This is a genomic window from Halostella limicola, from assembly GCF_003675875.1.
GTDB classification, from domain to species: Archaea; Halobacteriota; Halobacteria; order Halobacteriales; family Natronoarchaeaceae; genus Halostella; species Halostella limicola.
Genome location: NZ_RCDI01000003.1, coordinates 13862 through 37116 on the forward strand (window position 1 = coordinate 13862; position 23255 = coordinate 37116).

The window sequence follows — 23255 nt, forward strand, 5'->3', positions numbered from 1 at the left end:
GAAAAGAAATGTTTAAATTACTCATTGTCAATAATTTCCGATTGCCATGTCAGATGATGGCATTACATCATGGTCACGACGTACGTTCATCAAAGCAACCGGCGCCGCGGGAGCCGTCGGCGCTCTCGGTGGGGTCACCGCCGCGACGCCGGGCAGGCCGCCCGGCCCGAAGGAAGACGAGGTGTTAGTCGGCGTCGCGGCGAGCGCCGACGACCTCGAACGGCCGGTCCGGACGGCCGTCCCGGGTAACGCACGCGTCGTTCACAAGAACGAGACGCTGCGCTACGTCGCGGTGCGGTTCCCGAGCCAGGCGCCCGATCACGCGCGCGAGAACTTCATCGAGGCGGTCACGCGGAAGGACGAGGTGAAGTACGCCGAGCCGAACGCGACGTTCGAGGCGCTGTACACGCCGAACGACCCGCGGTACGGCGACCAGTACGCCCCCCAGCAGGTCAACTGCGAGGGCGCGTGGGACTCGACGCTCGGCGACCCAGGCGTGACGGTGTCGGTCGTCGACCAGGGCGTGCAGTACGACCACGCCAACCTGGAGGAGAACATGGACGGGAGCGTCTCCAACTACGGCCGGGACTTCGCGGACGGCGACGGCGACCCCTACCCCGTCAACGCCGACGAGAACCACGGCACCCACGTCGGCGGCATCGCCGCCGGGGGCACCGACAACGGCACGGGTCACGCCGGCATCAGCAACGTCTCGATGCTCAGCGCCCGCGCGCTCGACGAGAGCGGCAGCGGGTCGCTCTCGGACATCGCCGACGCGATCACCTGGTCGGCCGACCAGGGGGCCGAGGTTATCAACCTCTCGCTCGGGGGCGGTGGCTACACAGACACGATGAAAAACGCCGTCTCGTACGCTTACGACAACGGCTCGCTGCCCGTCGCCGCGGCGGGCAACGACTACGGGAGCGCCGTCTCCTACCCGGCCGCGTACAGCGAGTGCCTGGCCGTCTCCGCCCTCGATCAGGACGAGTCGCTCGCGAACTACTCCAACTACGGTGACGAGATCGAACTCTGCGCGCCCGGCACCGACGTGCTGTCGACGGTGCCGTTCGGCAACTACGAGCGGCTCTCCGGCACGTCCATGGCGACGCCGGTCGTCTCGGGCGTCGCCGGCCTCGCGCTCTCGGCGTGGGACCTCTCGGCCGCCGACCTGCGGAGCCACCTGAAGAGCACGGCGGTCGACGTCGGCCTCCCCGAGAACCAGCAGGGGTCGGGCCGCGTCGACGCCGACAACGCCGTCAACACCGAACCCGGCGGGGGCGGTGGCGGCGACTCGACGACGTCGTCGGTCACGGACTCGCTCTCCAGCTACGCGGACTCCGACTGCTGGACGTACCCCTGGGAGTTCTCGGACCCCAGCCAGGTCGTCGTCGAACTGGACGGTCCCAGCGACGCCGACTTCGACCTGTACGTCAACGACGGCCGCGCCGAGTGCCCGACCACGAGCGACTACGACTACCGCTCGTGGACCACCGACAGCCAGGAGTCGATCACCGTCGACAACCCCGACACGTCGACGGACCTGCACGTCCTCGTCGACTCCTACAGCGGCAGCGGCGAGTACACGCTGACGATCACTGAGAAGAGCTGATCGCCGCGTTCCCCTCGTCGCGTCACCAGTGAGCGCCGGCCGGGGCGAACGCGCCCCGGCATCGCCGACGCGGTCTGCAGGACTCGGCTATCTCCGCGACGGCGGCCGTTTTTTTCGCACGACGGCGACGACATGCCGTCCGACCGGAGCGGGCGACCCGTCGCCGCGCATCCGTAATACCAAAACATTACTTACAGGCGGTCGACCGTAGGCGTATGCCCCTACGGACGCCGCCTCTGCGCGGGGCGCACGACGACCGCGGCGCGTCGTTCACGGACTTCGGCGGGTGGGAGATGCCCGTCGAGTTCGACTCGATCAAGACGGAACACGTCGCGGTACGGGAGTCCGCCGGCATCTTCGACGTCTCGCACATGGGCGAGATCACCGTCAGCGGCCCCGACGCGACGGCGCTGATGCAGCGGCTCGTCACCAACGACGTGACCGCCCTCGACGTCGGCGACTCGCAGTACGCGATGATCACCGACGAGGACGGCGTCGTCCTCGACGACACGGTCGTCTACCGCCTCGCTGACGAGAGCGATGCGACCGCCGAGGACGACGGCGAGTCGTACCTCTTCGTGCCCAACGCCGGCCACGACGAGGAGGCGTACGACCGCTGGACGGGCTACCGCGACGAGCGCGGCCTCGACGCGACTGTCGAGAACCGCACCGAGGAGTACGGCATGTTCGCCGTGCAGGGCCCCGAGGCCGAGTCGCTCGTGACGGCGGCGGCCAGCGACGAGGTCGCCGACCTCTCGCGTTTCGAGGCCCGCTGGGCCGCCGTCGACGGCGTCGACTGCTGGGTCGCCCGCACCGGCTACACCGGCGAGGACGGCTTCGAACTTATCGTCCCGTGGGACGAGACGGAGACCGTCTGGGCGGCGTTCGACTGTCAGCCCTGCGGCCTCGGCGCACGCGACACGCTCCGCATCGAGGCCGGGTTCCTGCTCTCCGGGCAGGACTTCGACCCCGAGGAGAACCCGCGGAACCCCTACGAGGCCGGCGTCGGCTTCACCGTCAAACTCGACACGGAGTTCGTCGGGCGCGACGCGCTCGCCCGTGCGAAGGAAGACGGGGTCGACGAGACGTTCGTCGGCTTCCGGCTCACCGAGCGGGGCGTCCCGCGGCACGGCTACGACATCACGAACGCCGACGGGGACCGCATCGGCACCGTCACCAGCGGGACGATGAGTCCCACGCTCGACGAGCCGATCGGCCTCGGCTACGTCCCCGTCGAGTACGACGATCCCGGCACCGACGTCAACGTCGTCGTCCGGGACCGACCGAAGCGCGCGGAAATCACCACCACACCTTTCATCGACCAATGAGCTTCGACGTACCTGACGACCTCGGCTACATGGAATCGCACGAATGGGCGCGCAACGACGACGGCACCGTCCGCGTCGGCATCACGGACTTCGCCCAGGACGAACTCGGCGACGTCGTGTTCGTCGAACTCCCCGACGTCGGCGACGACGTCGCGAAGGACGACGAGTTCGGCGTCATCGAGAGCATCAAGGCCGTCTCCGACCTCTACGCCCCCGTCTCCGGCGAGGTGACGGCCGTCAACGAGCAGCTGTTCGACGCGCCCGAACTCGTCAACGAGGACCCGTTCGGCGAGGGCTGGATGATGGAGATCGAGGCCAGCGACCCCGGAGAACTCGACGACCTCATGTCCGCCGACCAGTACCGGAAACAGGTCGAGTAGCGCGACCTCTTCTCGCCTCGGGTTCGCTCGCCCTGCGAGCGAACCGCTCGGCCGAAAGATGTCGACGAAAAAAGGGCCTCGTTCGCTCCACTCACCCGCGGTGAAACGGCGCCGAGGCCGTTGTACGCTCGCGTGATGACCGACTACTGTCGCGTGATGACTACTGTCGTGTGGCGACACCTCACTCGGCCGGGTCCCGTAGCTGGAACTCGCGGCGCTCGTACACGTCGTTGTCGGCGCTGTCGTCTTTCGGGACGTAGCCGAACGCGCGCCAGTTGTCGCTGGGGTAGACGTGGAGCGACTTGCTCCGGACGGGACTGTACACGGCGTGGATCTCGTTCTCCCGCGGGTCGACGACCGCGGGTTCGCCCGGGCGGGTGACCTCCGAGTCGACCACGTCGAAGGTGTACTCGCCGTCGCCGACCTCGGTGCGTTCGAGGTTCGCCAGCATGAGGTGGCCCTCGACGAGCACCTCGAAGCAGGGGCGACCGTGGTGCTCGTGGGGCATCAGGGTGTACTCGGGCGGCCACTCCATGAATCGGATGACGTGCTCGCCGGGGTCGCCGATGACCTTCTCGCGGGTGTACTCGTCCGGCGCGGCGGGGTCGGTGGTGACGTTCTCGAAGAACCCGTCGCGCTCGACGGCGTCCGCCAGCAGAGCGGGGCCCTCCTCGACGAACGCGTCGTCGCCCTCCGCCAGCAGTTCGCCGAGTTCGTCGTACGCTTCGCGAACGATCGGGTTCGGATCCGCTTCAGGCGAACGTTGCCGGATCATACGCTCCCCCACGATGATTACGGACTTATGCGTTTGGGAAGCAAGGCCCGGGCGTCCGCTCGGCCGATCCACGGGTCGAACACCCCTCGAACCGGGGATGTGATAAGGGGGCGGACGCAATTACTGCCTACCCGTGCTTTCGACTACTTCCCGCGGGTCGCCGCGGGTGACGCCGCATTCTCCCCCGACAGAGGGGGCCCGACCGTAACCATGACCGGACACCACACAGCCACCGGCAGTCCGTTCGCGCCGCATACGCCAGACGAGACGGCTGAGATGCTCTCGGTCGTCGGCGCTGACGACGTCGACGACCTGTTCGACATCCCCGACCCCGTCCGCTTCGACGGCGAGTTCGGGATCGAGCAGCGAAGCGAGCGCGCGATCAAGCGCGAACTGCGCGAGACGCTCGGCGAGAACGCCGACCTGACGGAGTTTCTCGGCCGCGGCCACTACGACCACTACGTGCCGTCGCTCGTGGACCACCTCTCCCTGCGCTCGGAGTTTCTCACCTCGTACACCCAGTACCAGCCCGAGATCACCCAGGGGTTCCTGCAGGTGCTGTTCGAGTACCAGTCGCTGCTGGTCGAACTGACCGGCCTCGAGATCGCGAACTGCTCGATGTACGACGCCGCGACGGCCCTGGGCGAGGCCGCGACGCTCGCCGACCGGGTCCGCAGCACCGACGGCCACCGCGTGCTCGTCCCGGAACTGCTCCGCGAGGAGCGCCGCGACGTGCTGGAGAACTACGTCGCCGGCACCGAGATGACCGTCGAGACCGTCCCGGACGACGACGGCAACCTCGACATCGACGCCCTGGCGGACCGGATCGACGACGACGTGGTGATGGTGTACGCCGAGAACCCGACCGTCCGCGGCACGATAGAGGAGTCGCTCGGTCGCATCGCCGACCTCGCGCACGAGCGCGACGCGCTGTTCACGCTCGGCACCGACCCCGTGGCGCTCTCGCTACTCAAGCGCCCGGCGGACGTGGGGGTCGACGTGGTCGTCGGCGACGCGAGCGTCCTCGGCCTCCCGACGAGCTACGGGATGGGGCTGGGCCTGTTCGCGACGCGGGAGAACTTCGTCCGGCAGGTGCCCGGCCGGCTCGTCGGCGCGAGCGAGGACCGGGCCGGCAACCGGACCTACACGCTCACCCTCCAGACCCGAGAGCAGCACATCCGCAAGGAGCGCGCCACGAGCAACATCTGCACGAACCAGGCGTGGGTCGCGCTCCGCACCGCCATCCACGCGGCCGACCTCGGCCCGTCCGGCCTGGTCGACCTCGCGGAGACCTGCGTGACGGAAGCGCGGGACCTCGCGGCGGCCGTCGACGACGTCGACGGCGTGCAGGCTCCGGTTCACGATCGCCATCACTTCCGCGAGTTCGTCGCGCACACCGACCAGCCCGCGCCGGCCGTCGCCGGCGACCTCGAAGCCGAGGGGTACGCGGTCCACGCGGTCGGCGACCACGAACTGCAGATCTGTGTCACCGACGCTAACGCCGGGCGGGCGGACGAACTGGTCGCGGCGCTCGAGGAGGTGGCGCGATGACCAAATTCGATCAAGCGCGCTGGACGAATGAAGAGGACGACCAGTACGAGCCGTTGCTCTCGGAGAAGGACTCCACGGAGGTCGAGATCGACGGCGACTCGCCGCTCCCGGACGACCTCACTCGCGACTCGCTCGAACTGCCGGAACTCTCCGAACCGGAGCTCGCCCGCCACTACACCCGGCTCTCGGAGATGAACTACGGCATCGACAGCGGCCCCTACCCGCTGGGGTCCTGCACGATGAAGTACAACCCCAAGTTCACCGAGGACGTGGCGGCCCTGCCCGACGCCGCGGTCCACCCGGACCGCTCCGAGGGCTCCGTGCAGGGGACGCTCGAACTGCTCCACGGCCTGCAGGACTACCTCGCGCGCATCGGCGGGATGGACGCGGTCACGCTCCAGCCGCCCGCGGGGGCCGCCGGGGAGTTCACCGGAATCCTCGTCGCGAAGGCGTACCACGAGGCCAACGACGAGGGCCACCGCCACGAGGTTATCGTCCCCGAGAGCGCCCACGGCACCAACTTCGCCAGCGCCGCGCTGGGGGGCTACGACGTGGTCGAACTCCCCGGCGGCGACGACGGCCGGGTGGACCTCGACGCGCTCGAAGCGGCGCTCTCCGAGGACACCGCCGCGCTGATGCTCACGAACCCGAACACGCTAGGGCTCTTCGAGCGCGACATCGAGGAGATCGCCGAGATGGTCCACGACGTGGGCGGCCTGCTGTACTACGACGGAGCGAACCTGAACGCCCTGCTCGGCCGCGCCCGCCCCGGCGACATGGGCTTCGACATCATGCACTACAACGTCCACAAGACGTTCGCCACGCCCCACGGCGGCGGCGGACCCGGCGCCGGCCCGGTCGGCGTCGTCGCGGACCTCGAACCGTTCCTGCCGACGCCCCGGGTTCGCGAGGCCGACGACGGGTACGAGCTGTTCGAACCCGAGGAGACCGTCGGGAAGGTCCACGGGTACCAGGGCAACTGGCTCGTCCTCGTGAAGGCCTACGCCTACATCGCCCGCCTCGGCGACCCCGGCCTGCGCGACGCGAGCGCGAAGGCCGTACTGAACGCGAACTACCTCGGCGAGCGCGTCGACTACGACGTGCCGTACGGCCCGTACCACCACGAGTTCGTCGCCAGCGCCGGCGACCAGGACGCCGCCGACGTGGCGAAGCGCATGCTCGACTACGGCGTCCACCCGCCGACCACGAAGTGGCCGGAGATCGTCCCCGAGGCGCTGATGACCGAGCCGACGGAGATCGAGAACCGCGAGACGCTCGACCAACTGGCCGCCGCGTTCAACGCGGTCAGCGTCGAGGACGACGGGACGCTCGCCGCCGCGCCCGAGCGCACCACCGCTCGCCGCATCGATCAGACCTCCGCGGCGCGGGACCTGCGTCTCTCCTGGCAGTCGCTGGAGGAGTAGCGCGGCCGAACCGCCGGCCGCGCCCGTTCTCCGGAACTGTTCGCTATCGCCCGCGATCGTTTATCTCGATCCCCCACGTAATTCCGCCGTGCCGATCATCCGCTTCGAGACCGCGGACCGCGACGATCGAACGCAGATCGGCGAGGGGTTGGTCCGATTCGCGGTCGAGGCCGACCGGCTGGTGACGGGACAGAAAGAGGGGAAGTACTTCCTCCGCCACGGCGACGGCTGCGCGGTCTGTGACGAGGCCGTCGCGGCGGGCGACTCGTTCTTCTTCGACGCCGACGCCGGCGAGATACTCTGCGAGCGACACGGTCGCGAACGGCGGGCGGGCGAGGCGGAAGGCTAGGGACGCGACGGACCGACCTGCAGCGCTCTCCAGTTGCAGCTAACCGCCATCAGGGACGCTGAACCGAGTGTTCGTTTGGAGCTCCGGGGTTCGGCGTGGCGGTCTAATTTGATATAGCTATATTCAATTCATCAGGTGGCTGTGGGTCGTCGATCGAGGTCACAGCGAAAGCGAATGCCGATAGGCTGTGCGCGATCGCGGAGTGTATCGGGAAAAACGGCTCTCGGAGCGTGCTCTAGGTTCGATCGGGGGAACTCGTCGTCTGGCCGGCGTCGGAACCGGAACCGCTTCGCCGTCCGACAGTTCGAAACGATCACCGGCCCTGGCAGCTGCCGGAGCAACCGAAAAGCGAGCGGAACGCGTCGCGACGACGACCCCGCCCTCGATCGAACGGACTCTGAACGCGTGTCCCCGGGGGTTCGACCGCCCGAAACCGGCCTGCGATCCGAGGCGTGCCGTCCCCGAACGGCGTCGCACCGAAGAAGAAGGCGAGGCTGATCGGACGTGAAAACCAAGCCCTCGCCTGGGGATCGACGGTACGGACGCGAGAATATCCGCTCGTGATCCGGTTACGCTTCGGTGTCGGCTTCGCTGGAGTCGATGCCGTTGATCGTGACGAACGCGTAGTTGCACTCGGGGCAGCGCCACTTCTTCTTCTCGCCGAGGTGCAGGTTCGTGCTCGCGGCTCGCCAGAAGGTGTGGTCCTCCTCGCACGACGGACAGTAGTGGTCGAGTTCTTGGGCCATGTCCGGGCGTTCAGGCGGCGCGATGTTTAACATACTGGTTTCAGACGGCGATCCGCCCCTGGTAAATCACATTTCGATATATGCAATCTTGGTTCCGAGGCCCCCTAGGCGGTCGGGCAGCGACGCCTCGTTCGCATAAACGTATCGGTCCGCTGGGGGTCTCGTCAAGGCTTTAGCCGTTCCTCGTCGTACCGGATAGTCATGTTAGTTGATCTCTATCAGTACAAGCGCGAGGAGGCCGACTTCGACGACGAGCGGACCGCCGGGGAGTCCCAGACCGAGGACTCGCTGGACAAGGGCTCGGAAGAGTACTTCGGCGAGGACGTCGAACAGTTCGACGGCGACACCTGGGAGACCGTCGAGCACGAGGGGGATCCGATCCAGCGCCGGCAGGTGACGGTCTCCGGAGTCACCGCCGTCTCCGTCCCGAGAGAGCCGACGGAGGACGACGATCCGGACCTCCCCGGAAAGACGATCCAGCTCCGCCTCGGCGGCGGCGTCGAGTACGTCGAGCAGGCGGTGTTCGTGGAAGCGCAGGACTCCAACCCGCAGGGCGAGGAGCCGTCCGGGAAAGTGTCCGTCGACGACGAGGCGGAGTAACGTCCGCGGTCGCCCCGCCAGCCTACGTCCACCGTCGGATGTTTCGGACTGCCACGAATAGCAACTTTTATCCCGGTTTAGGCAAGCCTAAAGATAACGCATGAGTGAGATCAGGGAGACGGCGCGGCGTCGCCGCGGGACACCGCGGGCAGTCGAGACGTCGTCCGAGGGCGCCGAAATCGTCGCGAGCGAGGGCTAACGGGTCATGGCTAGCGATTCGCAAACCGGGGCCGGAGCGGCGGTGCGCGAGCAGCGGTTCGGCTGGTTCGACCGCTCGCTCGCGGTCGTCGTCGCGGTCAGCACGGCTCTCATCGTCGCGGCCGGCCTCGTGCAGGTCAGTTTCGGCCCGTTCTCGATGACGGTCGTCGAGGCCTGGCGCGCCGTCTTCGCCCGCGAGGTGATCCTCAACCCCGACGCGTGGCGGGCGTTCGCGTTCGGAACGGAGCTCCCACCGATGTCAAAAGAGAGCGTCATCGCCTGGAACATGCGCCTCCCGCGGGTGCTCGTCGCGATCGTCGTCGGGGCGGCGCTCGCGGTGTCGGGCGCGATCTTCCAGGCCGTGACGCGGAACGAGCTCGCCAGCCCGTTCGTGCTAGGGGTGAGTTCCGGCGCGGGGTTCGCGGTGCTCCTCGTGCTCGTCGTGTTCAGCAGCCTGGCGGCGTACCTCCCGCTGTTCGCCGCGTTCGGCGGCGCGGCGGCGTTCATCGTCGTCTACGCGATCGCCTGGAAGGGCGGGACGAGCCCCGTCCGCCTCGTGCTCGCCGGCGTCATCGTCAACATGGTGTTTCACTCCCTGCAGATGGGGGTGTTCTTCTTCGTCGACGACGTCGGCGTCGCCCGGCAGGCCATCGCGTGGACGACGGGGTCGCTGACGGGGACCGACTGGGAGGAGGTGCGACTCGCAGCCCCGTGGGCCGCCATCTCGGTCCTTCTCGCCTTCGCCGGGTCGCGACAGCTGAACGTGTTGCTCTTGGGGGAGGAGACGGCGTCCTCGCTCGGGATGCCCGTCGAGAGGATGCGGTTCGCGCTCTCGGGCGTCGCCATCCTCGCGGCGTCGGCGGCGATCGCCGTCGCCGGCATCGTCAGCTTCGTCGGCCTGATCGTCCCCCACGTCGTCCGGACGCTGGTCGGGAGCGACTACCGGCGACTGATCGTCGGCTGCGCCTTCGCGGGCCCCGCGCTGACGGTCACGGCGGACGTCGGCGCGCGCCTCGCGCTCGGGTCCGTGCAGATGCCCGTCGGCATCGTGACGGGGCTGCTCGGCGGGCCCTATTTCCTCTACCTGATGCGGAGTCAAGAGAAACTGGGTGAACTCTAAGATGAGCGAACGAATCATACCACGGCGGACGGAGGGGAGCGACGACCGCGAAACGACGGACGCGACCGGATCGACCGACGGGAGCGAGTTCGAGGGCGAGGACCTCGTCGTCGGCTACGGCGACGACCCCGTCGTCGACGGGGAGTCGGTCGCCGTTCCGGCCGGCGAGGTGACGGCGCTCGTCGGGCCGAACGGGAGCGGGAAGAGCACGTTGCTGAAGGCGCTCGCCGACCAGTTGTCCCCCGAGTCCGGGACTGTCCGGGTGGACGGCCGCGAAGTGCACGACATGGGGACGAAGGAGCTCGCGCGGAAGGTCGGGCTGCTCTCCCAGGAGAACGTCGCGCCGGGGAGCCTGACCGTGGAGGACCTGGTGGCGCACGGGCGCTACCCTCACCGCGGGACGTTCGAGTCGGTGGACGAGGACGACGTGGCCGCGGTCGACCGCGCCGTCTCGCTGGCCGGGATCGACCACCTCCGCGACGCCGAGGTGGGCAGTCTCAGCGGCGGACAGAAGCAGCTCGCGTGGATCGCGATGGCGCTGGCACAGGAGACGGACGTCCTCCTGCTCGACGAGCCGACGACGTTTCTCGACCTGCACCACCAGCTGGAAGTGATGGAGATCGTCGAGACGCTCAGGGACGAGAGCGACACCACCGTCGTCCTCGTCCTCCACGACATCAGCCAGGCGGCCCGCCACGCCGACCACGTGCTGGCCATGAAAGACGGCGAGATACTCGCCCGCGGCCCGCCGGAGGAGGTCGTCACGGAGGAGCTGCTGCGGGACGTGTTCCGCGTGGAGGCGACCGTGAACTACTGCATGAACGGGCCGCGGATCGTCCCGCAGAGCGCCTACCACGACGAGGAGTAGCCGCCGGCGGGGCGCCCAGCGGCCCGGCGATGGGCGTTCGCATTGAAGACTAAGTGGGCCGGGGACGACGGTCACCCCATGAAGATATACACCGGTCGCGGCGACGAGGGGAAGACCGACCTGCGAGACATGACCCGCGTCTCCAAGACGAGCCCCCGCATCGAGGCGTACGGGACGGTCGACGAGCTCAACGCCCTGATCGGGACCGTCGTGCCGACGGGCCACGACGACGTGGACGAGCAGCTCTCCGGGATGCAGAACCACCTCCACGTGGTGCAGGCGGACCTCGCGAACCCGGACCCCGACGAGGGCGACCCCGTCGTCCGCGCCGAACACGTCGACGAGGTCGAGGACTGGATCGACTCCTACGACGACGAGCTCGACCCGCTGGAGCAGTTCGTCCTCCCCGGCGGCTCGGAGCCGGGCGCGCGCCTCCACCACGCGCGGACGGTCTGCCGGCGCGCCGAGCGCCGCGTCGTGGCGCTCGCCGAAGAAGAGGAGATAAACGGGCAGACCGTCGAGTACCTGAACCGCCTCTCGGACGCGCTGTTCACCCTCGGCCGGGTCGTCAACAAGCGCGAGGGCGTCCGCGAGGAGAACCCGTCGTACTGACCCGTCCGGCCGGATCCCGACGGGGCCGTCGTCACTCGGCGTCGGGCGTCAGGCCGACGACCGACCGGTCGAAGATGTCCGCGTAGCCCCGCGCGGTCAGTTTCAGCGACGGGACGCCGACGAACGAGAGCGTCTGGACCGCGAGCAGCGGCCGCTCGACGCCGACCCCGATCGACCGGAGCGCGTCTCGAACGTCGTCCAGTCTCGTAGCCGTCTCTGCGACGGGGGCGTCCGTCGCGAAGCCGGCGATCGGCGTCGGCAGTTCCGCGACGACGTCGCCGGTCGCGGCGCCGGCCGCGTTCCGGGACTCCGGCGTCGCCTCCCCGCCGCTGACGACCGCCCAGCCGCCGCCCATCTCGGCGACGCGGTCGACGGCGGCCGCCATCGCCTCGTCGTCGACGCCCACCGCGGCGACGGCCGAGGCCTCCCAGGTGAGCGTGGTCGCGGCCGCGCCCTCCTCGATCCCCAGCCCCGTGAGGAACCCGACGAACCCGTCGTCGACCCCCGGCCGGCGGTCGAGCAGGGCGGCCTTCGCCACGTCGTCGTCGGGCGCGGCGGCGAGCGCGTCGCCGTCGACGGCCGGTTCGACCGCGGTCTCCGTCGTGATGAGGCCGTGACGGTACTCCAGAGCGCGCACCGCCCCGTCGCGGGCGGCGCCGGCCGGGACGCGGAACCGCTCCGGCGGCGCGTCGACCGACACCGAGTCGCGGTATTCGGCGGGGTAGCCGTGTTCGCGCGGGCCGACGGTCGCCTCGCCGTCGCTGACGACGACCTCGCCGCCGGCCACGACGGCGTCGACGGCGACCGTCTCGACGTCGCCGAGGATTACGAGGTCCGCCGCGTTACCGGGCGCGACTGCGCCGCGGTCGTCCAGGCCGAAGTGCCGCGCCGGCCCGAGCGTCGCGGTGCGGAGCGCGGTCGCAGGGTCGACGCCGGCGTCGATCACCCGGCGGACCGCGCCGTCCATCGCTTCCCCTTCCACGAGGGCGTCCGGCCAGACGCCGTCGGTCGAGAGCGAGGCGTCGAAGTCGCGCTCCCGCAGCGCTTCGGCGAAGGCGTCGCTGTCGTCGCGGACCGACCCGGTGCGGCCGACGGGGTGAATCCCGCGCTCCACTCGGTCGAGGATCTCGTCGGCGGCGATCGCCTCGTGGTCGTTGTCGACGACCCCGGCGTAGGCGGTCAGCTTCTCGTCCGAACAGCCCGCGCCGTGGCCGACGACCCGCTTGCCGAGCGACCGGGCGCGCTCGTAGACCTCTTCCGCGGGCGAGTCCCGGCCGACGACGTGGATCCAGTCGGACTCGCCGACGCCGACCACGCGGTCGTCGCCGAGCAGGTCGAGGACGGCTTCCCGGGTCGCCTCGTCGGCGGGCTCGTCGAACGTGTCGAAGAAGGGCTGTGCCGGGACGGTCGCCCGGACCGCGAGCGGCAGGTCCTCGGCGGCCGCGAGCAGTTCGCGGACGCCATCGGCCCCGAACGCGCCGCCGAGCGCGGACGTCTCCGTGACGACCGCCGTCGTCCCGCCCTCGAGGAGGCGGTGGTACGCGGTCTCGATCGTCTGGAAGAAGTCCGCGTGCGTGTGCGCGTCGACGAAGCCCGGGACGACCGCCCGCCCGTCGGCGTCGATCACGGTCGTGTCGTCGCCGACGACCCCGCTCGCGTCGGCCGGGAGGGCGGCGATCCGGTCACCGACGACCGCCACGTCGCGCTCGCGGAACTCGCCGAGGTGCGCGATCAGGACGCGGCCGTTCCTCACGACCAGGTCGGCGGTTCCCGCGCCAAGCGCGACCGCCTGTATCCCGTTCATGCTCGCTCGTACACGACGACGCCGCCGCGCTCGGACCGGGTGACTTCGCCGCGCGCTTCGAGCACGTCGAGGTGACCGATCGCCTCGCTCATCCCGGGGAACAGCTCCGTCGCCGGCAGGTCGCCGAACAGCTCCTCCATCACCTCCATCGCCGTCGTCTTCCCGTCGACGAGGTCGCGGACGTTCTCGGTGCGCTCCTCGTGGGACGCCCGGATCTCGGCGATGCGGCCGCCGGGGTCGTCGATGATCTCGCGGTGTCCGGGGAGCAGCCGGTCGTAGCCGACCTCGCGCAGCGCGTCCAGCGAGTCGTTGAACGCCGGCAGGACGCGCGGGCGCTCGCGGCCCTCCTCCGCTGGGGGCTGGAGGAGCGGGTTGGGCGTGATGTCGGGGAGCACCTGGTCGCCGACGATCGCCTCGCGCCCCTCCGCCCCGTCGTACTCGAAGACGAGTTCGCCCGGGGCGTGGCCCTCGGCCTCCCGCATCCGTATGGGTTCGTCGTCGACGGTGACCTCCTCGCCGGCCTCTAGCAGGCGGTCGGTGTCGCAGTCCGGCGCGTACTGGAGGTACGCCTCCGGGAGTTCTGTGACGGTCTTCGCGGTCGAGCGCGCCATCCCGTGGCGCTCGAAGCAGTCGACGAAGAAAGTCTGCTCGTACTCCAGTCTGGCCGCGAAGTCCTCGATGATCCGGGACGACGCCGGACTGGCGAGGACGCGCGCTCCCTCGTCGCGGAACCGCCGGGCGAGGCCGAAGTGGTCCGGGTGCGGGTGCGTGACCAGCACCTGCTCCACGTCCGCGGGCGTCAGGTCCCGCTTCTCCAGTTCTTCGAGCAACTGCGACCACGCCTCCTCGCTGTCGGGACCGGGGTCGACGAGGGTCCGGCCGGCGAGGTAGGCGTTGACCGGCCCGACCTGAAACGGCGTCGGGATCGAGAGCCGTGAGAACATTACCCCAGCGTACGACCGGCCCCGGCTAAACGGTTGTGCAACCGGGAACGCCAAAATACGAGTTGTCGGCACCGAACCGATGCCCACGGTCTGGTACCCTTACAGAGATGGCGGGACGGTGGCGGGACGAACGCAGTACTGGGCGGCGTGACCTCGGCTGGCGCATCTCACCTTCGCGCCCCGCGCAGTTTTAGGTATGCCTAAGAACTTGTTAAAACCACCGATTTTGGTCGTCCTAAAACATCACTCATTCTGACCTCGCGAAAAGGTTATAACCTCTCAGAGACAACAGACATACATGAACCGTCACTTCGACGACGCACGGTACTACCTGAAGCGCGCCGGCTACCACGTGAAGAAGGGTCTCGGCGAGGAACTCGATCCCGTCGAACGCCGCGTCCGGGAACTGACCGGCCGCGAGGCCGAACCCGAGCCGAACCGCGCGGAGAAGGTCCGCCGCGAACTCGGCGCCCTCGGCGACCGCGCCGAGTACCGAGCGAAGCGCGCCGTCTCCGGGGCCCGACGCCGGCTCCGCAACTGATCAGCACCTTTCGGAACGCTTTTTATTGCGCCGGCGGTACGTCCTCGTGCGGGTTGGTGGTCTAGCCCGGTTATGACGGCTCCTTCACACGGAGCAGGTCGGCGGTTCGACTCCGCCCCAACCCACTTGCTCGGCGGTTGCCTCGCAAGTTGATGGGCAAGCAGCCTTCCTGCGATTTTTCGCTTTAGATTAGTTTGGACCCACACGTTCGGCGGTCGTTTGTGTCCAAACCCGATGAGGCCGCGGGGTTCATTCAGAAGGACGTGCTAAGGATATTAGAATTTAACCCTTGCTAACATCATGGTTTTCCCCCTTCGATCGGTATCTATCTAATGTGTCTTGCTCATACAGTGCTGGATTGAGTTCCGACTTATGCCAAAAATTGATTAGAGGTCCGTGACGACAATACATCGAGATGAGTCTCCAGATAGAGGACAATACGTTCTACCTGGTACAGTTACCGGAGGAAAAGACGTTACACGAATCTGAAGATGCAGCAATCAATCATTTAAAGGAGAATGCGGAGAACCTCGATCCCGAAAACGATGAGGTTTCGCTTATCGAGGTATCTGTTGAAGGAGAAGACTGGACGATTGCTGAAATGCCTTGGCAGAATATCGCTCTCCGACTGATGGGTGACAAATAATCATGGTCGAATATACTGAAATAGACCCAAACGAGCTGGAAATTGATGAATTGAACGAACGGAAAGAAGACGTTGGTCCGCATAAGGGGATAGAGTCGCTTGAAGAAAGTGTTCGTCAGCAAGGGGTTATTGAAGCTCCTATTGTTCGAAACTCAGGTGATGGTAATTACAAGGTGATCGTCGGCCAACGACGAACGCTTGCAGCACAGGCAGCAGGTTTGGATGAGATTCCTGTCAGGATCGTAGACTGGGATGACGCAGAGGCGATCGAGGCCTCGATCACGGAAAACGTAGATGCCTTTCGGAAATCTGTTTCCCGAACAGACCGTTCCGAGGCTCTCTTGAAATTGATGAAAATCAATGATTGGACGCAAGAAGAAGCTGCTGAACAGTTAGGTATCAGCAGTGCTCAAGTAGGAGAGTGGTTAGAACGGACCCGTGACGCATGGGAGGGAACAGACGTTCACGTTTCCAGTAATGGTGAGACTGATTCTGAAACACGGGCAAAGGTTGATCAAGTAGACGACAAGAAGCTTTCTGCTATCCGTCGTGCTACTGGAGGAGGGGAGGAAGGAGAAAAATTAGTAAAGAAAGTATCAGAAGATGACATCAGCCAGCGAGAAGTATTAGAGGCAAAAAAGCGAGCAGACCGAGGTGAAGATTTCGAGAAAGCGATTGAAGAGGTTCACTCGCAACAATCTGCAGAAGGCGATATGCGAGTGAGTACACAAGTAACGTTCACTGGGGACTATGCAGAAGGCCTGCAATCAGCAGCAAAGACCCGAGGAACTTCTGAAGATCAGATAGTTCGGGAGGCTATTGAGGATTATCTCAAGAGAGAAGGATATCTATAGCAGGCGGGCTATTACTTCCACCCCGCTGTAGGTGGTTTTATCAAAGGGGGATGTGAATAGGGAAACATAACGATAACCTATGAGTGATCCCCTGCCTACGAACGTGCTACGGACCATCGTGACGGATAGTCATTTTAGAAACCAATCAGATAAGAGTACTCGACGTTACAAGGGATATTCTTTCTCGCAGGGCCTACGGAAATCTATGTCGTATCTCGACCCGGTACAAATACAGGAATTGAAGGCAGAGCGAAACTTTCGCACAAATAGAGAGGATATTCCCGCAGTAGCAAGTTCCAGCGTGTCTGACGTCGTTACAGCACAAGAAACCGAGGGCATGATTTTCGATGTTGATTATGACCGGGCTGAACACGGCGGGAGCCACTCCTCGTTCCCTTGGACTGGGGTAAATGATCTCCTCAATCGTCCCTCCACGGTTTACGACGTCCCCATTCGGAGAATGGTTGTCCGGTTTGAATCAGAGGAGTTTAAGAGCGATTGGGAGGAGGCAATAGTAGAGGCTATAGATCATGATCCCTTCCCTACGGAGTGGATTGAGGGGCCTTTCTATGCAATATTGAATTCTAAGGACCCCGGAGAAGCGGACGCAAGAGACCACATCCGTGATGCTCACGAGGAATTTTACTATATTCCCAAGAGTCACGTTGCTGATGGTCACGACGGATTAGGTTGGACTGTCCGATCCCTTGACTTAGAAGCAATATATTCATATCAAGGCTTTATCGATAAACGGAACCCTATTCTTACAACTCGAGACGGAGACCGAGAGTATGATTGGACGCCTCGCCGGTTAGAGGACTATATTATGAACTATTTCAATGAGGAAGAATCATACGTAGGACTCATGCATAATGCAGACTTCATTAATCGATGGAGGAACCTACATTCCACTGATATGACGTCCACGAAGACGTTCATCTGGGAGGCCGACGAAGAGTGGGTGCAGGAAGGGTAAAAGGGATTCCATGGATTTTGCGCTTGTTGACCCTAATGAATTAACGATTGATGAACAGAATGAACGCCGTTCTGATATCGGGGCTGATCCAGATTCAAATGATTCCTTGCGCGAGTCAATCCGAGAATTAGGTGTAACAGAGGTAATAAAAGCTCGTCAAGACGGAAATGGAGAGCTGAAGGTGTATGCTGGTCAACGTCGCACATTGGCTGCTCAAGCGGAGCAAATAGATAAGGTACCAGTATTAATTAAGGATCTTGATGATGAGGATGCGTTGATAGAATCTATAGTTGAGAATACTACTCAACTGAAAAAAGAGGTATCTCGAGAGGACCGGGCAAAAGCAATACAATGGCTGGTTGAACAACAAGGAGGAAAAAAGGAAGTCGCTGATGCCACTGGGTTAAGTCCCGGAACCGTTCGTAATTGGCTCGAACCCTATAGAGATGAATGGAAAAACACCATATTTCACCCCGAGTATGAAGGAGAGAGAGAAGTTGATCCTGAACAATTATCCGATGAGCTTTTGAGAACTATTCGAAAGGTAACAGAAGGAGAACGTGCAGAAGAATTCGCGATTCGAATTATTGAAGAAAAGATCCCGACCAAAGCTGTAAAGCAGGCAGCTTCTCGGGCTTCTAATGCCGATGAATTCGATGAAAAATTAGACGAAATGCAAGAGAAAGTCACAAAGAGTAGAGATCATGTACAAGAGAGAGTATACTTAGTCGGTGACGATGCTGAAGCGGTAAAGAAATACGCTAAAACAAGAGGAGTGACAGAACGAGAGGCTATAGAACATTTGACAAAAGAAAAGTTAGAAGAAGAGGGGTACTATTGATTGATAAAAGGATACCAGTCTTTTAAATAATTTTCCCACTATTCAAAGAAATATGGGGAATAGATCCTTGCTCTTTTTCCAGTCTTTCTTTTGCAATATCGATGTACTTTTCTTCAATCTCTACATTGACTGAATTTCGACCTATACGGGAAGCTGCTATGCTTGTTGTCCCTACACCTGCAAAGGGATCTAAAACGGTATCTCCTACAAAAGAAAACATACGAATCAATCGCTTGGCCAGTTTCACTGGATAAGGAGCAGGATGTTGTTCTCGAGATTCACCTTTTATATCGTCCCATATCTGCCTAAAGAGCATTTGATGTTTATCAGCTTCAATAACACTCAATATTTTTTCTTCTACGGAGGGAGACCGATATCCACCGGGCTTCCGGAACAGTAAAATATATTCAATATCATTCTTGATTACTGCACCCGGTTCATAAGGCTTACCGAGGAACCGAGCATTTCCTCCTGCTTCAAGAGAAGCATTCCCTATCTTATACCATATAATCGGGGCAAGGTTATCGAATCCTATCTGTGTGGCATGTTCCTGAATTGTCGCGTGAAGGGGGAGGACACGGTGTCGTCCATGTTCACTTCGTGACCGAAGGACATCACCCACAACGATACAGAGACGACCTCCGGGAATGAGTTTCTTATATACTTCTTCCCAAACTTGATCTACAAGTTGGTTGAATTGAGCGTACTCGTCTACCTCACCTAACTGTCCATCCGATGCATTTCCGTAATCCTTTAGGTTAAAATAAGGTGGACTCGTGAGGGCAAGGTGGACGCTCTCGTCTTCAACCATACTCAAATCTCGAGAATCTGCTTGATAGAGATTATGGTGAGACGGGATCGATTTAACAGCTTCTTCCACATCTCTCATTCGTTTTTTATCACGTGCAAGCTCAGGGATTTCAGATCGTAGTTCAATACTCGATTTATCTAATAGATCTCGACAACTATCCGGAACATATTCTCTAAGAGATTGTTTTCCTTCCATGTGATATACTCTATGTCTCCTTTGTCGTCCTTTATTCGTTTTCGTTCTTAAGTTAGGTCGTTTCACTCTGCCGCGTTTAATACCGATGACGACGCGGTGTGAAAGTGTCTCCTGTGGTACCTTGTTAGGGCGTACTGGGCGAGTTCCGGGCTTCTCACTCCCTCGTCGCTACGCTCCTCGGTCGTTCCGATGCCGGGCTGTCTCGCTGCCTGGCGTCATCGCGGTTAAACCCAGAATGATTGGACTCGTAGAGATCTTCCTTTCAATCACACTGTGTTTCTCCTCGGGGTTCCTACCCAATTAAATGGAAAGAGGTTTATATACCCCCCTCCCCCGATCAGAGCCATTCCATAGTTCCATTATCTGATGACCGCCAAGTCTGCTGAGAGTTAACATCAGTTTCATATTTGTCATGCCTCAACATTTTCAGATCGTTATTTCTTACGCGATGAGCTACTTTTCCGTACACACTTTCAAACTGTTCCTTGGTGATGTCGAGATCCTGTCTTAATTCTTGGAAGAAGGGGTCAAGATCATCTGACTCCGTTTGAGGATGACATTCTCGACGGTCGTGGTACTGATGTACAACGTAAGCACATGTGGAGAACCCAACAATATCTGATGAGTGGCCCATATTATTTCGCTGAAGTCCGTCAAATAGTCTCGTTGCTTTCTTTTTCTCCCATTCATCCATCTTGAGCCTATTACCGAGACATAAGATGAGATGCCGATTCATTACGTAGGTGTTGTAAGATTTATTCTGTCGTTCATGTCCGTTCTGTAAGCCCGAGTTATGGCGGTCAAGATGACAGAAGTACGCACGCTTATTTTGAGGACGGAAATCAGCAGGCCACTCATCCTCACACTGCCATCTATACCAACCTATTCGTGTAGCGTTGTTTGTATCACAATTCTGCAAGTCGCTATACGCATGGTTCTCTTCATTGGAGTTACTCATGGTTGAGTTGATCAGACAACTACCTGATGAAGGACGAACGAGATGCCACTCACCAATTAATTACTTTGCGGAAGGAGCGTTCGCCACTGAACGGCCCAGAGAAGCTGTATCTCCTCTATTATGAGAAAAGCGGCAATTCCTCTCTCAGGTAGTTGCCTTCACTCAATTAAAGAAGACGTACGACAATAAATGTTTCGTTCCAGTTATTCTTCCATACATTACGTTTCTTTATCTACACGAGGTGGTTTTCGACGGTTCAGGGAAGAATTCAGTCAAAACAGCCCACTCATTGCGGGGCGGGTTACCAATAATTGTCCCTGGGGAAGTTCGCTGGTGTAACAACTGATCAAACCAATTGATGTAGATATTTCTCCCCAGCGATAGCACGAATACAGATAATTGGAATCTCGGATTTCGAATCACCAGGCGGTCCAATGTATCTTGTTATCAAGATCCGTTGATTCGAGTTTTTGAAATTGGATTTTGATCGCCCCTTCGTCAGTATCAAAGATGACTCTCGCTCGGAGGAGCAATCGGTCTGGACTTCGATTGAGAATTTCCATCACGTCTCGTTGGTCATCTCGAAATTCAGCATATGGACCCGTCTTCACCTCACAGAGCACTGTTCGTTCGATATCGTCGTCGCCATAGAGATTCGTGATTTTCAGTGTAATATCTGGCATCCAAGGCTTGTTTTCGTCGGGCCACTCTTTTAGCACACCAATAGATTCCCGATTACCGTCTTCATCAATGAGGTACTGGTTGATATCCCAATCTTCGCGGGCTTCCAGCTCGATTACCTCGTCACCGTGTTCTAAAAATGAGTAGTTGTACTGCTGTGGTGTTGGGAGGTAGATAGAGGTGGGATCTATATCAGCGAAGATCGGAAAGAGTTTTTCTGGGGAATCGTTCAACTGATCACGGAGATAAAAACCGACAATTTTCTCGCCAAAATAGCCCTTGTCGTTAGAATTTAGCGATTTGAAGAAGTCCATCCCCAGAGTTACAGTACCATGATTACTTGGCATATTGGAAAGGAACCGTGAGTAGTAGCATAAGTTCAACCCAAGGTGAGTAGCGAGTCTTGCCTCGGCCGGTGACCGATAAACGCTCTGCCTCCTGTACGGCCTCCAATATTGATCTCTGTTTTATGTTTACAACAATACAGAATATATCCTCACCAATTCCAATATATTACCACTCTCCTAAGAATTCAACCGAGAGATCTACTTTCTCTGTAAGATCTCTCACCCGGTTCTTCTTATTCTCGGTGTTAAGTGATGTGTGGAGATAGTTTCCGTTGATCAGTTCATACGGACTCCTCATATCCTCCCCATTGGGGTGTTCTGGTTTACTGTTGATAGAGCAATTCTTCCGAGCACGTGGTGGAAAATGCGGGATCTCTATGGTATCCATTAAATCGTGTTCTTCTATCAAATAATCAACTGCTGATCCCATATTCCGTTTTTGTAGCGTGTGGGCTCCACTACCATTTTCTGGGATTATTTTACCGTCAGAAAATCGAATGACATAACCTTGCCACTCGTGAGATTCTTTAACAATATCTGACGAATGGACAGTAGTATCTTGCTCATTCCGTGCTTGTCCCGCGGCCTCATCGAATTCTGATGGTGTGTTTTCGCTAACAAATTGGCGCTGTTCACGAAGGACTGAGATGAGACTTTGCACGAATTCACGGGCTTGTTCTTCGAGATCTATTGTAAGGTGTCCAACTTCGTTTTCTACAGCTTCAGTGACTGCCTGGGTGACATTGTTTTCCTTTTCTTTTAGATGGCGAATGGCTCGGTTAGTTTCTGCGACCTGCTCGGCGATCTCGTCAGATTTCCCTGATCGAATTGACTCTTTTGTGAGTAGTTCAAGTACACCTGGATTATCAGCGAGGTCATCAAGGTTGAATTGTACGACGGATACCTCCTCTCCGCCATTCTGGTGTCGATTCTTGGTCAAGACCTCAAATGATTTGCCGTTGGTTAGGATACCCCAGTCTACGTCGAGTTCCTGTCTCATGTAACTTCGCAACTGCTGAACTTCGCTATCGGTGAGAGTAGATCGGATCGGCTTTGCCTCAACGAACACCACGGGGGAGTCCCCAACAAGAAGGGCGTAATCAACATGGGTACTTCCCGATGCCATGGGGATAGTGTACTCCAATGCGACTTCAGTTGAATAGAGGTCCCAACCAAGAAGTTCAAGAAACGGCTGGACAAGTTTTACCTTCGTATTTTCCTCGTCCATTTGCGGTGAAGATTCGATAAGTTGCTTACATCGCTGAACATACTCGTTTATCTCGTCCTGATCCATTGTCAGATTGTGCGTAATGAATCCTTTTTAAAATGTTGCAAATTGCATCCTCTATTGAGTTGACTCTGTTTAGTCAACTGTAGGAACTCCGAATTTATGATGAATGAAATCTTTCACCCTTTCAATATCCTTTCCCGATGTTGCGTTCTCCAGAAGGGGATTAGGTTTCCCCCGTCTATTCCAGTCTTCATCGCTCCACCGTAATGATGCCGTACCGCCTGATTTGTATTCACCCTTCTCTTTATTTAATGCCCTAACTATTTCTGGACTAATATCTACAAACTCTCCTCTATCCGATACACAATCCTCTGATAGTCGAAAAACTTCGTATCGGAAAGGTAAGTTATGATATTCAGTCAATTTTCGTACAAGACCGGCATAATCAACTATAAATTTCTCTTCAACATTCGGGGAGAAATAATGCTGAAGGCTGATATAGTCTACACCGAGATAACTGAGAGACGTAGCCTGCCCTATTCCATCGTAAAAATGCGGCTCTATACCACTTTCCTTTGAATCGAAATATTTTGTTTCTATCGCTTCAATATTCCTATCATTATAGATGACAAGTAGATCTATCTCACTGGATACGAACGCATTCCTACCAAACCATTCACCCATATGACCACTAATGTCATGTGATCCAAGATTGACACGAGTATGAACTTCCTTTATTTCATCATACCTAAATTCATATGCACTTTGTAAGTAATCTTGGAGGTCATTTTCTCTCTTTGGATACGACATAGGTGATAGAACAGAGGAAAAGGATAAAAACTAAACGCCGATAATCATCCTCAGAT

At 60.4% G+C, this 23255-nt stretch carries 24 protein-coding genes and 1 tRNA gene; 16 read left to right on the forward strand and 9 right to left on the reverse strand.

What is annotated here, in order from left to right; genetic code table 11:
• The first annotated feature begins 46 nt into the window (after positions 1–46).
• The 3 genes from D8670_RS13375 to gcvH all read left to right on the forward strand — a co-directional run bounded on the left by D8670_RS13375 (position 47) and on the right by gcvH (position 3317).
• A complete protein-coding gene (locus tag D8670_RS13375) occupies positions 47–1609 on the forward strand; it encodes a S8 family serine peptidase (RefSeq protein ID WP_121818630.1) in 1563 nt (520 codons plus the stop codon).
• 215 nt (positions 1610–1824) lie between these two features.
• Positions 1825–2937, forward strand: coding sequence for a glycine cleavage system aminomethyltransferase GcvT (gcvT, locus tag D8670_RS13380; protein ID WP_121818631.1), 1113 nt, complete (start codon positions 1825–1827; stop codon positions 2935–2937).
• Positions 2934–3317 carry a glycine cleavage system protein GcvH gene (gene gcvH, locus D8670_RS13385; RefSeq protein WP_121818632.1) on the forward strand — a complete coding sequence of 128 codons (384 nt, stop codon included), beginning with the start codon at positions 2934–2936 and terminating at the stop codon, positions 3315–3317. Before gcvT ends, gcvH begins: the two co-directional genes overlap by 4 nt.
• A 181-nt stretch (positions 3318–3498) precedes the next feature.
• On the opposite strand, the gene D8670_RS13390 is transcribed toward gcvH, so the two are convergent.
• The gene (locus D8670_RS13390) at positions 3499–4092 is read right to left on the reverse strand and encodes a cupin domain-containing protein (RefSeq protein ID WP_121818633.1); all 594 of its coding nucleotides are present in this window, start codon (positions 4090–4092) and stop codon (positions 3499–3501) included.
• A 210-nt stretch (positions 4093–4302) separates the two neighbouring features.
• Between D8670_RS13390 and gcvPA the strand changes: the two genes are divergently transcribed.
• The 3 genes from gcvPA to D8670_RS13405 all read left to right on the forward strand — a co-directional run bounded on the left by gcvPA (position 4303) and on the right by D8670_RS13405 (position 7416).
• Positions 4303–5643 carry an aminomethyl-transferring glycine dehydrogenase subunit GcvPA gene (gene gcvPA / locus D8670_RS13395; protein ID WP_121818634.1) on the forward strand — a complete coding sequence of 447 codons (1341 nt, stop codon included), beginning with the start codon at positions 4303–4305 and terminating at the stop codon, positions 5641–5643.
• Positions 5640–7067: an aminomethyl-transferring glycine dehydrogenase subunit GcvPB gene (gene gcvPB, locus D8670_RS13400; RefSeq protein ID WP_121818635.1), complete on the forward strand. Its 1428-nt coding sequence runs from the start codon at positions 5640–5642 to the stop codon at positions 7065–7067. The genes gcvPA and gcvPB overlap by 4 nt, the downstream gene beginning before the upstream one ends.
• 88 nt (positions 7068–7155) lie before the next feature.
• Positions 7156–7416, forward strand: coding sequence for a DUF8075 family protein (locus tag D8670_RS13405; protein ID WP_121818636.1), 261 nt, complete (start codon positions 7156–7158; stop codon positions 7414–7416).
• A 569-nt stretch (positions 7417–7985) separates the two neighbouring features.
• Here the strand turns inward: D8670_RS13405 and D8670_RS21000 are convergent.
• Complete coding sequence (locus D8670_RS21000) at positions 7986–8162, reverse strand: DUF7838 family putative zinc beta-ribbon protein (RefSeq protein ID WP_162994299.1); 177 nt, start codon at positions 8160–8162, stop codon at positions 7986–7988.
• Between the two features lie 201 nt (positions 8163–8363).
• Here D8670_RS21000 and D8670_RS13410 point away from each other — a divergent pair, with 201 nt between their 5' ends.
• The 4 genes from D8670_RS13410 (at position 8364) to D8670_RS13425 (ending at position 11560) form a co-directional block, all read left to right on the forward strand.
• A complete protein-coding gene (locus D8670_RS13410; protein WP_121818637.1) occupies positions 8364–8762 on the forward strand; it encodes a hypothetical protein in 399 nt (132 codons plus the stop codon).
• 205 nt (positions 8763–8967) lie between these two features.
• Positions 8968–10080, forward strand: a complete 1113-nt coding sequence (locus D8670_RS13415; protein WP_121818638.1) for a FecCD family ABC transporter permease — start codon at positions 8968–8970, stop codon at positions 10078–10080.
• Position 10081: 1 nt separating this feature from the next.
• The gene (locus D8670_RS13420; RefSeq protein WP_121818639.1) at positions 10082–10948 is read left to right on the forward strand and encodes an ABC transporter ATP-binding protein; all 867 of its coding nucleotides are present in this window, start codon (positions 10082–10084) and stop codon (positions 10946–10948) included.
• A gap of 78 nt (positions 10949–11026) precedes the next feature.
• Entirely contained in the window at positions 11027–11560 is a 534-nt protein-coding gene (locus tag D8670_RS13425) for a cob(I)yrinic acid a,c-diamide adenosyltransferase (protein WP_121818640.1), read from the forward strand.
• Positions 11561–11591: 31 nt separating this feature from the next.
• On the opposite strand, the gene D8670_RS13430 is transcribed toward D8670_RS13425, so the two are convergent.
• On the reverse strand, positions 11592–13364 hold the full coding sequence (locus D8670_RS13430) for an adenine deaminase C-terminal domain-containing protein (protein ID WP_121818641.1): 1773 nt from the start codon (positions 13362–13364) through the stop codon (positions 11592–11594).
• The gene (locus D8670_RS13435; RefSeq protein WP_121818642.1) at positions 13361–14308 is read right to left on the reverse strand and encodes an MBL fold metallo-hydrolase; all 948 of its coding nucleotides are present in this window, start codon (positions 14306–14308) and stop codon (positions 13361–13363) included. The genes D8670_RS13430 and D8670_RS13435 overlap by 4 nt, the downstream gene beginning before the upstream one ends.
• Before the next feature lie 298 nt (positions 14309–14606).
• Between D8670_RS13435 and D8670_RS13440 the strand changes: the two genes are divergently transcribed.
• From D8670_RS13440 to D8670_RS13460, 6 genes are all read left to right on the forward strand, one after another.
• Positions 14607–14849 carry a DUF7553 family protein gene (locus tag D8670_RS13440; protein ID WP_121818643.1) on the forward strand — a complete coding sequence of 81 codons (243 nt, stop codon included), beginning with the start codon at positions 14607–14609 and terminating at the stop codon, positions 14847–14849.
• Between the two features lie 50 nt (positions 14850–14899).
• A tRNA-Val gene (locus D8670_RS13445) sits at positions 14900–14974 on the forward strand.
• Positions 14975–15264: 290 nt separating this feature from the next.
• Positions 15265–15495, forward strand: a complete 231-nt coding sequence (locus D8670_RS13450) for a hypothetical protein (RefSeq protein ID WP_121818644.1) — start codon at positions 15265–15267, stop codon at positions 15493–15495.
• A gap of 2 nt (positions 15496–15497) precedes the next feature.
• Positions 15498–16349, forward strand: a complete 852-nt coding sequence (locus D8670_RS13455) for a ParB/RepB/Spo0J family partition protein (protein ID WP_121818645.1) — start codon at positions 15498–15500, stop codon at positions 16347–16349.
• A 205-nt stretch (positions 16350–16554) separates the two neighbouring features.
• Positions 16555–17325: a hypothetical protein gene (locus tag D8670_RS21005; RefSeq protein ID WP_162994300.1), complete on the forward strand. Its 771-nt coding sequence runs from the start codon at positions 16555–16557 to the stop codon at positions 17323–17325.
• A gap of 10 nt (positions 17326–17335) precedes the next feature.
• Positions 17336–18166 carry a ParB/RepB/Spo0J family partition protein gene (locus tag D8670_RS13460; protein WP_121818646.1) on the forward strand — a complete coding sequence of 277 codons (831 nt, stop codon included), beginning with the start codon at positions 17336–17338 and terminating at the stop codon, positions 18164–18166.
• A gap of 22 nt (positions 18167–18188) precedes the next feature.
• Here D8670_RS13460 and D8670_RS13465 read toward each other — a convergent pair whose 3' ends face one another.
• The 5 genes from D8670_RS13465 to D8670_RS21015 form a co-directional block, all read right to left on the reverse strand.
• Positions 18189–19172 (reverse strand): DNA-methyltransferase, encoded by a 984-nt coding sequence (locus D8670_RS13465; protein ID WP_121818647.1) that lies wholly within the window; start codon positions 19170–19172, stop codon positions 18189–18191.
• A gap of 337 nt (positions 19173–19509) precedes the next feature.
• On the reverse strand, positions 19510–19866 hold the full coding sequence (locus D8670_RS21010) for a P1 family peptidase (RefSeq protein ID WP_162994301.1): 357 nt from the start codon (positions 19864–19866) through the stop codon (positions 19510–19512).
• Positions 19867–20549: 683 nt separating this feature from the next.
• Positions 20550–21158, reverse strand: coding sequence for a hypothetical protein (locus tag D8670_RS13470; protein ID WP_162994302.1), 609 nt, complete (start codon positions 21156–21158; stop codon positions 20550–20552).
• Positions 21159–21324: 166 nt separating this feature from the next.
• Entirely contained in the window at positions 21325–22452 is a 1128-nt protein-coding gene (locus D8670_RS21545; protein ID WP_233752246.1) for a type I restriction enzyme HsdR N-terminal domain-containing protein, read from the reverse strand.
• 69 nt (positions 22453–22521) lie between these two features.
• On the reverse strand, positions 22522–23199 hold the full coding sequence (locus D8670_RS21015; RefSeq protein ID WP_162994303.1) for a hypothetical protein: 678 nt from the start codon (positions 23197–23199) through the stop codon (positions 22522–22524).
• Positions 23200–23255: the final 56 nt, after the last annotated feature.

Excerpts from the sequence above, each read along its gene's own strand:
- D8670_RS13375 (WP_121818630.1), top strand. The coding sequence starts at position 47 with ATGTCAGATGATGGCATTACATCATGGTCACGACGTACGTTCATCAAA.
- gcvT (WP_121818631.1), top strand. The coding sequence starts at position 1,825 with ATGCCCCTACGGACGCCGCCTCTGCGCGGGGCGCACGACGACCGCGGC.
- gcvH (WP_121818632.1), top strand. The coding sequence starts at position 2,934 with ATGAGCTTCGACGTACCTGACGACCTCGGCTACATGGAATCGCACGAA.
- D8670_RS13390 (WP_121818633.1), bottom strand. The coding sequence starts at position 4,092 with ATGATCCGGCAACGTTCGCCTGAAGCGGATCCGAACCCGATCGTTCGC.
- gcvPA (WP_121818634.1), top strand. The coding sequence starts at position 4,303 with ATGACCGGACACCACACAGCCACCGGCAGTCCGTTCGCGCCGCATACG.
- gcvPB (WP_121818635.1), top strand. The coding sequence starts at position 5,640 with ATGACCAAATTCGATCAAGCGCGCTGGACGAATGAAGAGGACGACCAG.
- D8670_RS21000 (WP_162994299.1), bottom strand. The coding sequence starts at position 8,162 with ATGGCCCAAGAACTCGACCACTACTGTCCGTCGTGCGAGGAGGACCAC.
- D8670_RS13410 (WP_121818637.1), top strand. The coding sequence starts at position 8,364 with ATGTTAGTTGATCTCTATCAGTACAAGCGCGAGGAGGCCGACTTCGAC.
- D8670_RS13415 (WP_121818638.1), top strand. The coding sequence starts at position 8,968 with ATGGCTAGCGATTCGCAAACCGGGGCCGGAGCGGCGGTGCGCGAGCAG.
- D8670_RS13420 (WP_121818639.1), top strand. The coding sequence starts at position 10,082 with ATGAGCGAACGAATCATACCACGGCGGACGGAGGGGAGCGACGACCGC.
- D8670_RS13425 (WP_121818640.1), top strand. The coding sequence starts at position 11,027 with ATGAAGATATACACCGGTCGCGGCGACGAGGGGAAGACCGACCTGCGA.
- D8670_RS13430 (WP_121818641.1), bottom strand. The coding sequence starts at position 13,364 with ATGAACGGGATACAGGCGGTCGCGCTTGGCGCGGGAACCGCCGACCTG.
- D8670_RS13435 (WP_121818642.1), bottom strand. The coding sequence starts at position 14,308 with ATGTTCTCACGGCTCTCGATCCCGACGCCGTTTCAGGTCGGGCCGGTC.
- D8670_RS13440 (WP_121818643.1), top strand. The coding sequence starts at position 14,607 with ATGAACCGTCACTTCGACGACGCACGGTACTACCTGAAGCGCGCCGGC.
- D8670_RS13450 (WP_121818644.1), top strand. The coding sequence starts at position 15,265 with ATGAGTCTCCAGATAGAGGACAATACGTTCTACCTGGTACAGTTACCG.
- D8670_RS13455 (WP_121818645.1), top strand. The coding sequence starts at position 15,498 with ATGGTCGAATATACTGAAATAGACCCAAACGAGCTGGAAATTGATGAA.
- D8670_RS21005 (WP_162994300.1), top strand. The coding sequence starts at position 16,555 with ATGTCGTATCTCGACCCGGTACAAATACAGGAATTGAAGGCAGAGCGA.
- D8670_RS13460 (WP_121818646.1), top strand. The coding sequence starts at position 17,336 with ATGGATTTTGCGCTTGTTGACCCTAATGAATTAACGATTGATGAACAG.
- D8670_RS13465 (WP_121818647.1), bottom strand. The coding sequence starts at position 19,172 with ATGGAAGGAAAACAATCTCTTAGAGAATATGTTCCGGATAGTTGTCGA.
- D8670_RS21010 (WP_162994301.1), bottom strand. The coding sequence starts at position 19,866 with ATGGATGAATGGGAGAAAAAGAAAGCAACGAGACTATTTGACGGACTT.
- D8670_RS13470 (WP_162994302.1), bottom strand. The coding sequence starts at position 21,158 with ATGCCAAGTAATCATGGTACTGTAACTCTGGGGATGGACTTCTTCAAA.
- D8670_RS21545 (WP_233752246.1), bottom strand. The coding sequence starts at position 22,452 with ATGGATCAGGACGAGATAAACGAGTATGTTCAGCGATGTAAGCAACTT.
- D8670_RS21015 (WP_162994303.1), bottom strand. The coding sequence starts at position 23,199 with ATGTCGTATCCAAAGAGAGAAAATGACCTCCAAGATTACTTACAAAGT.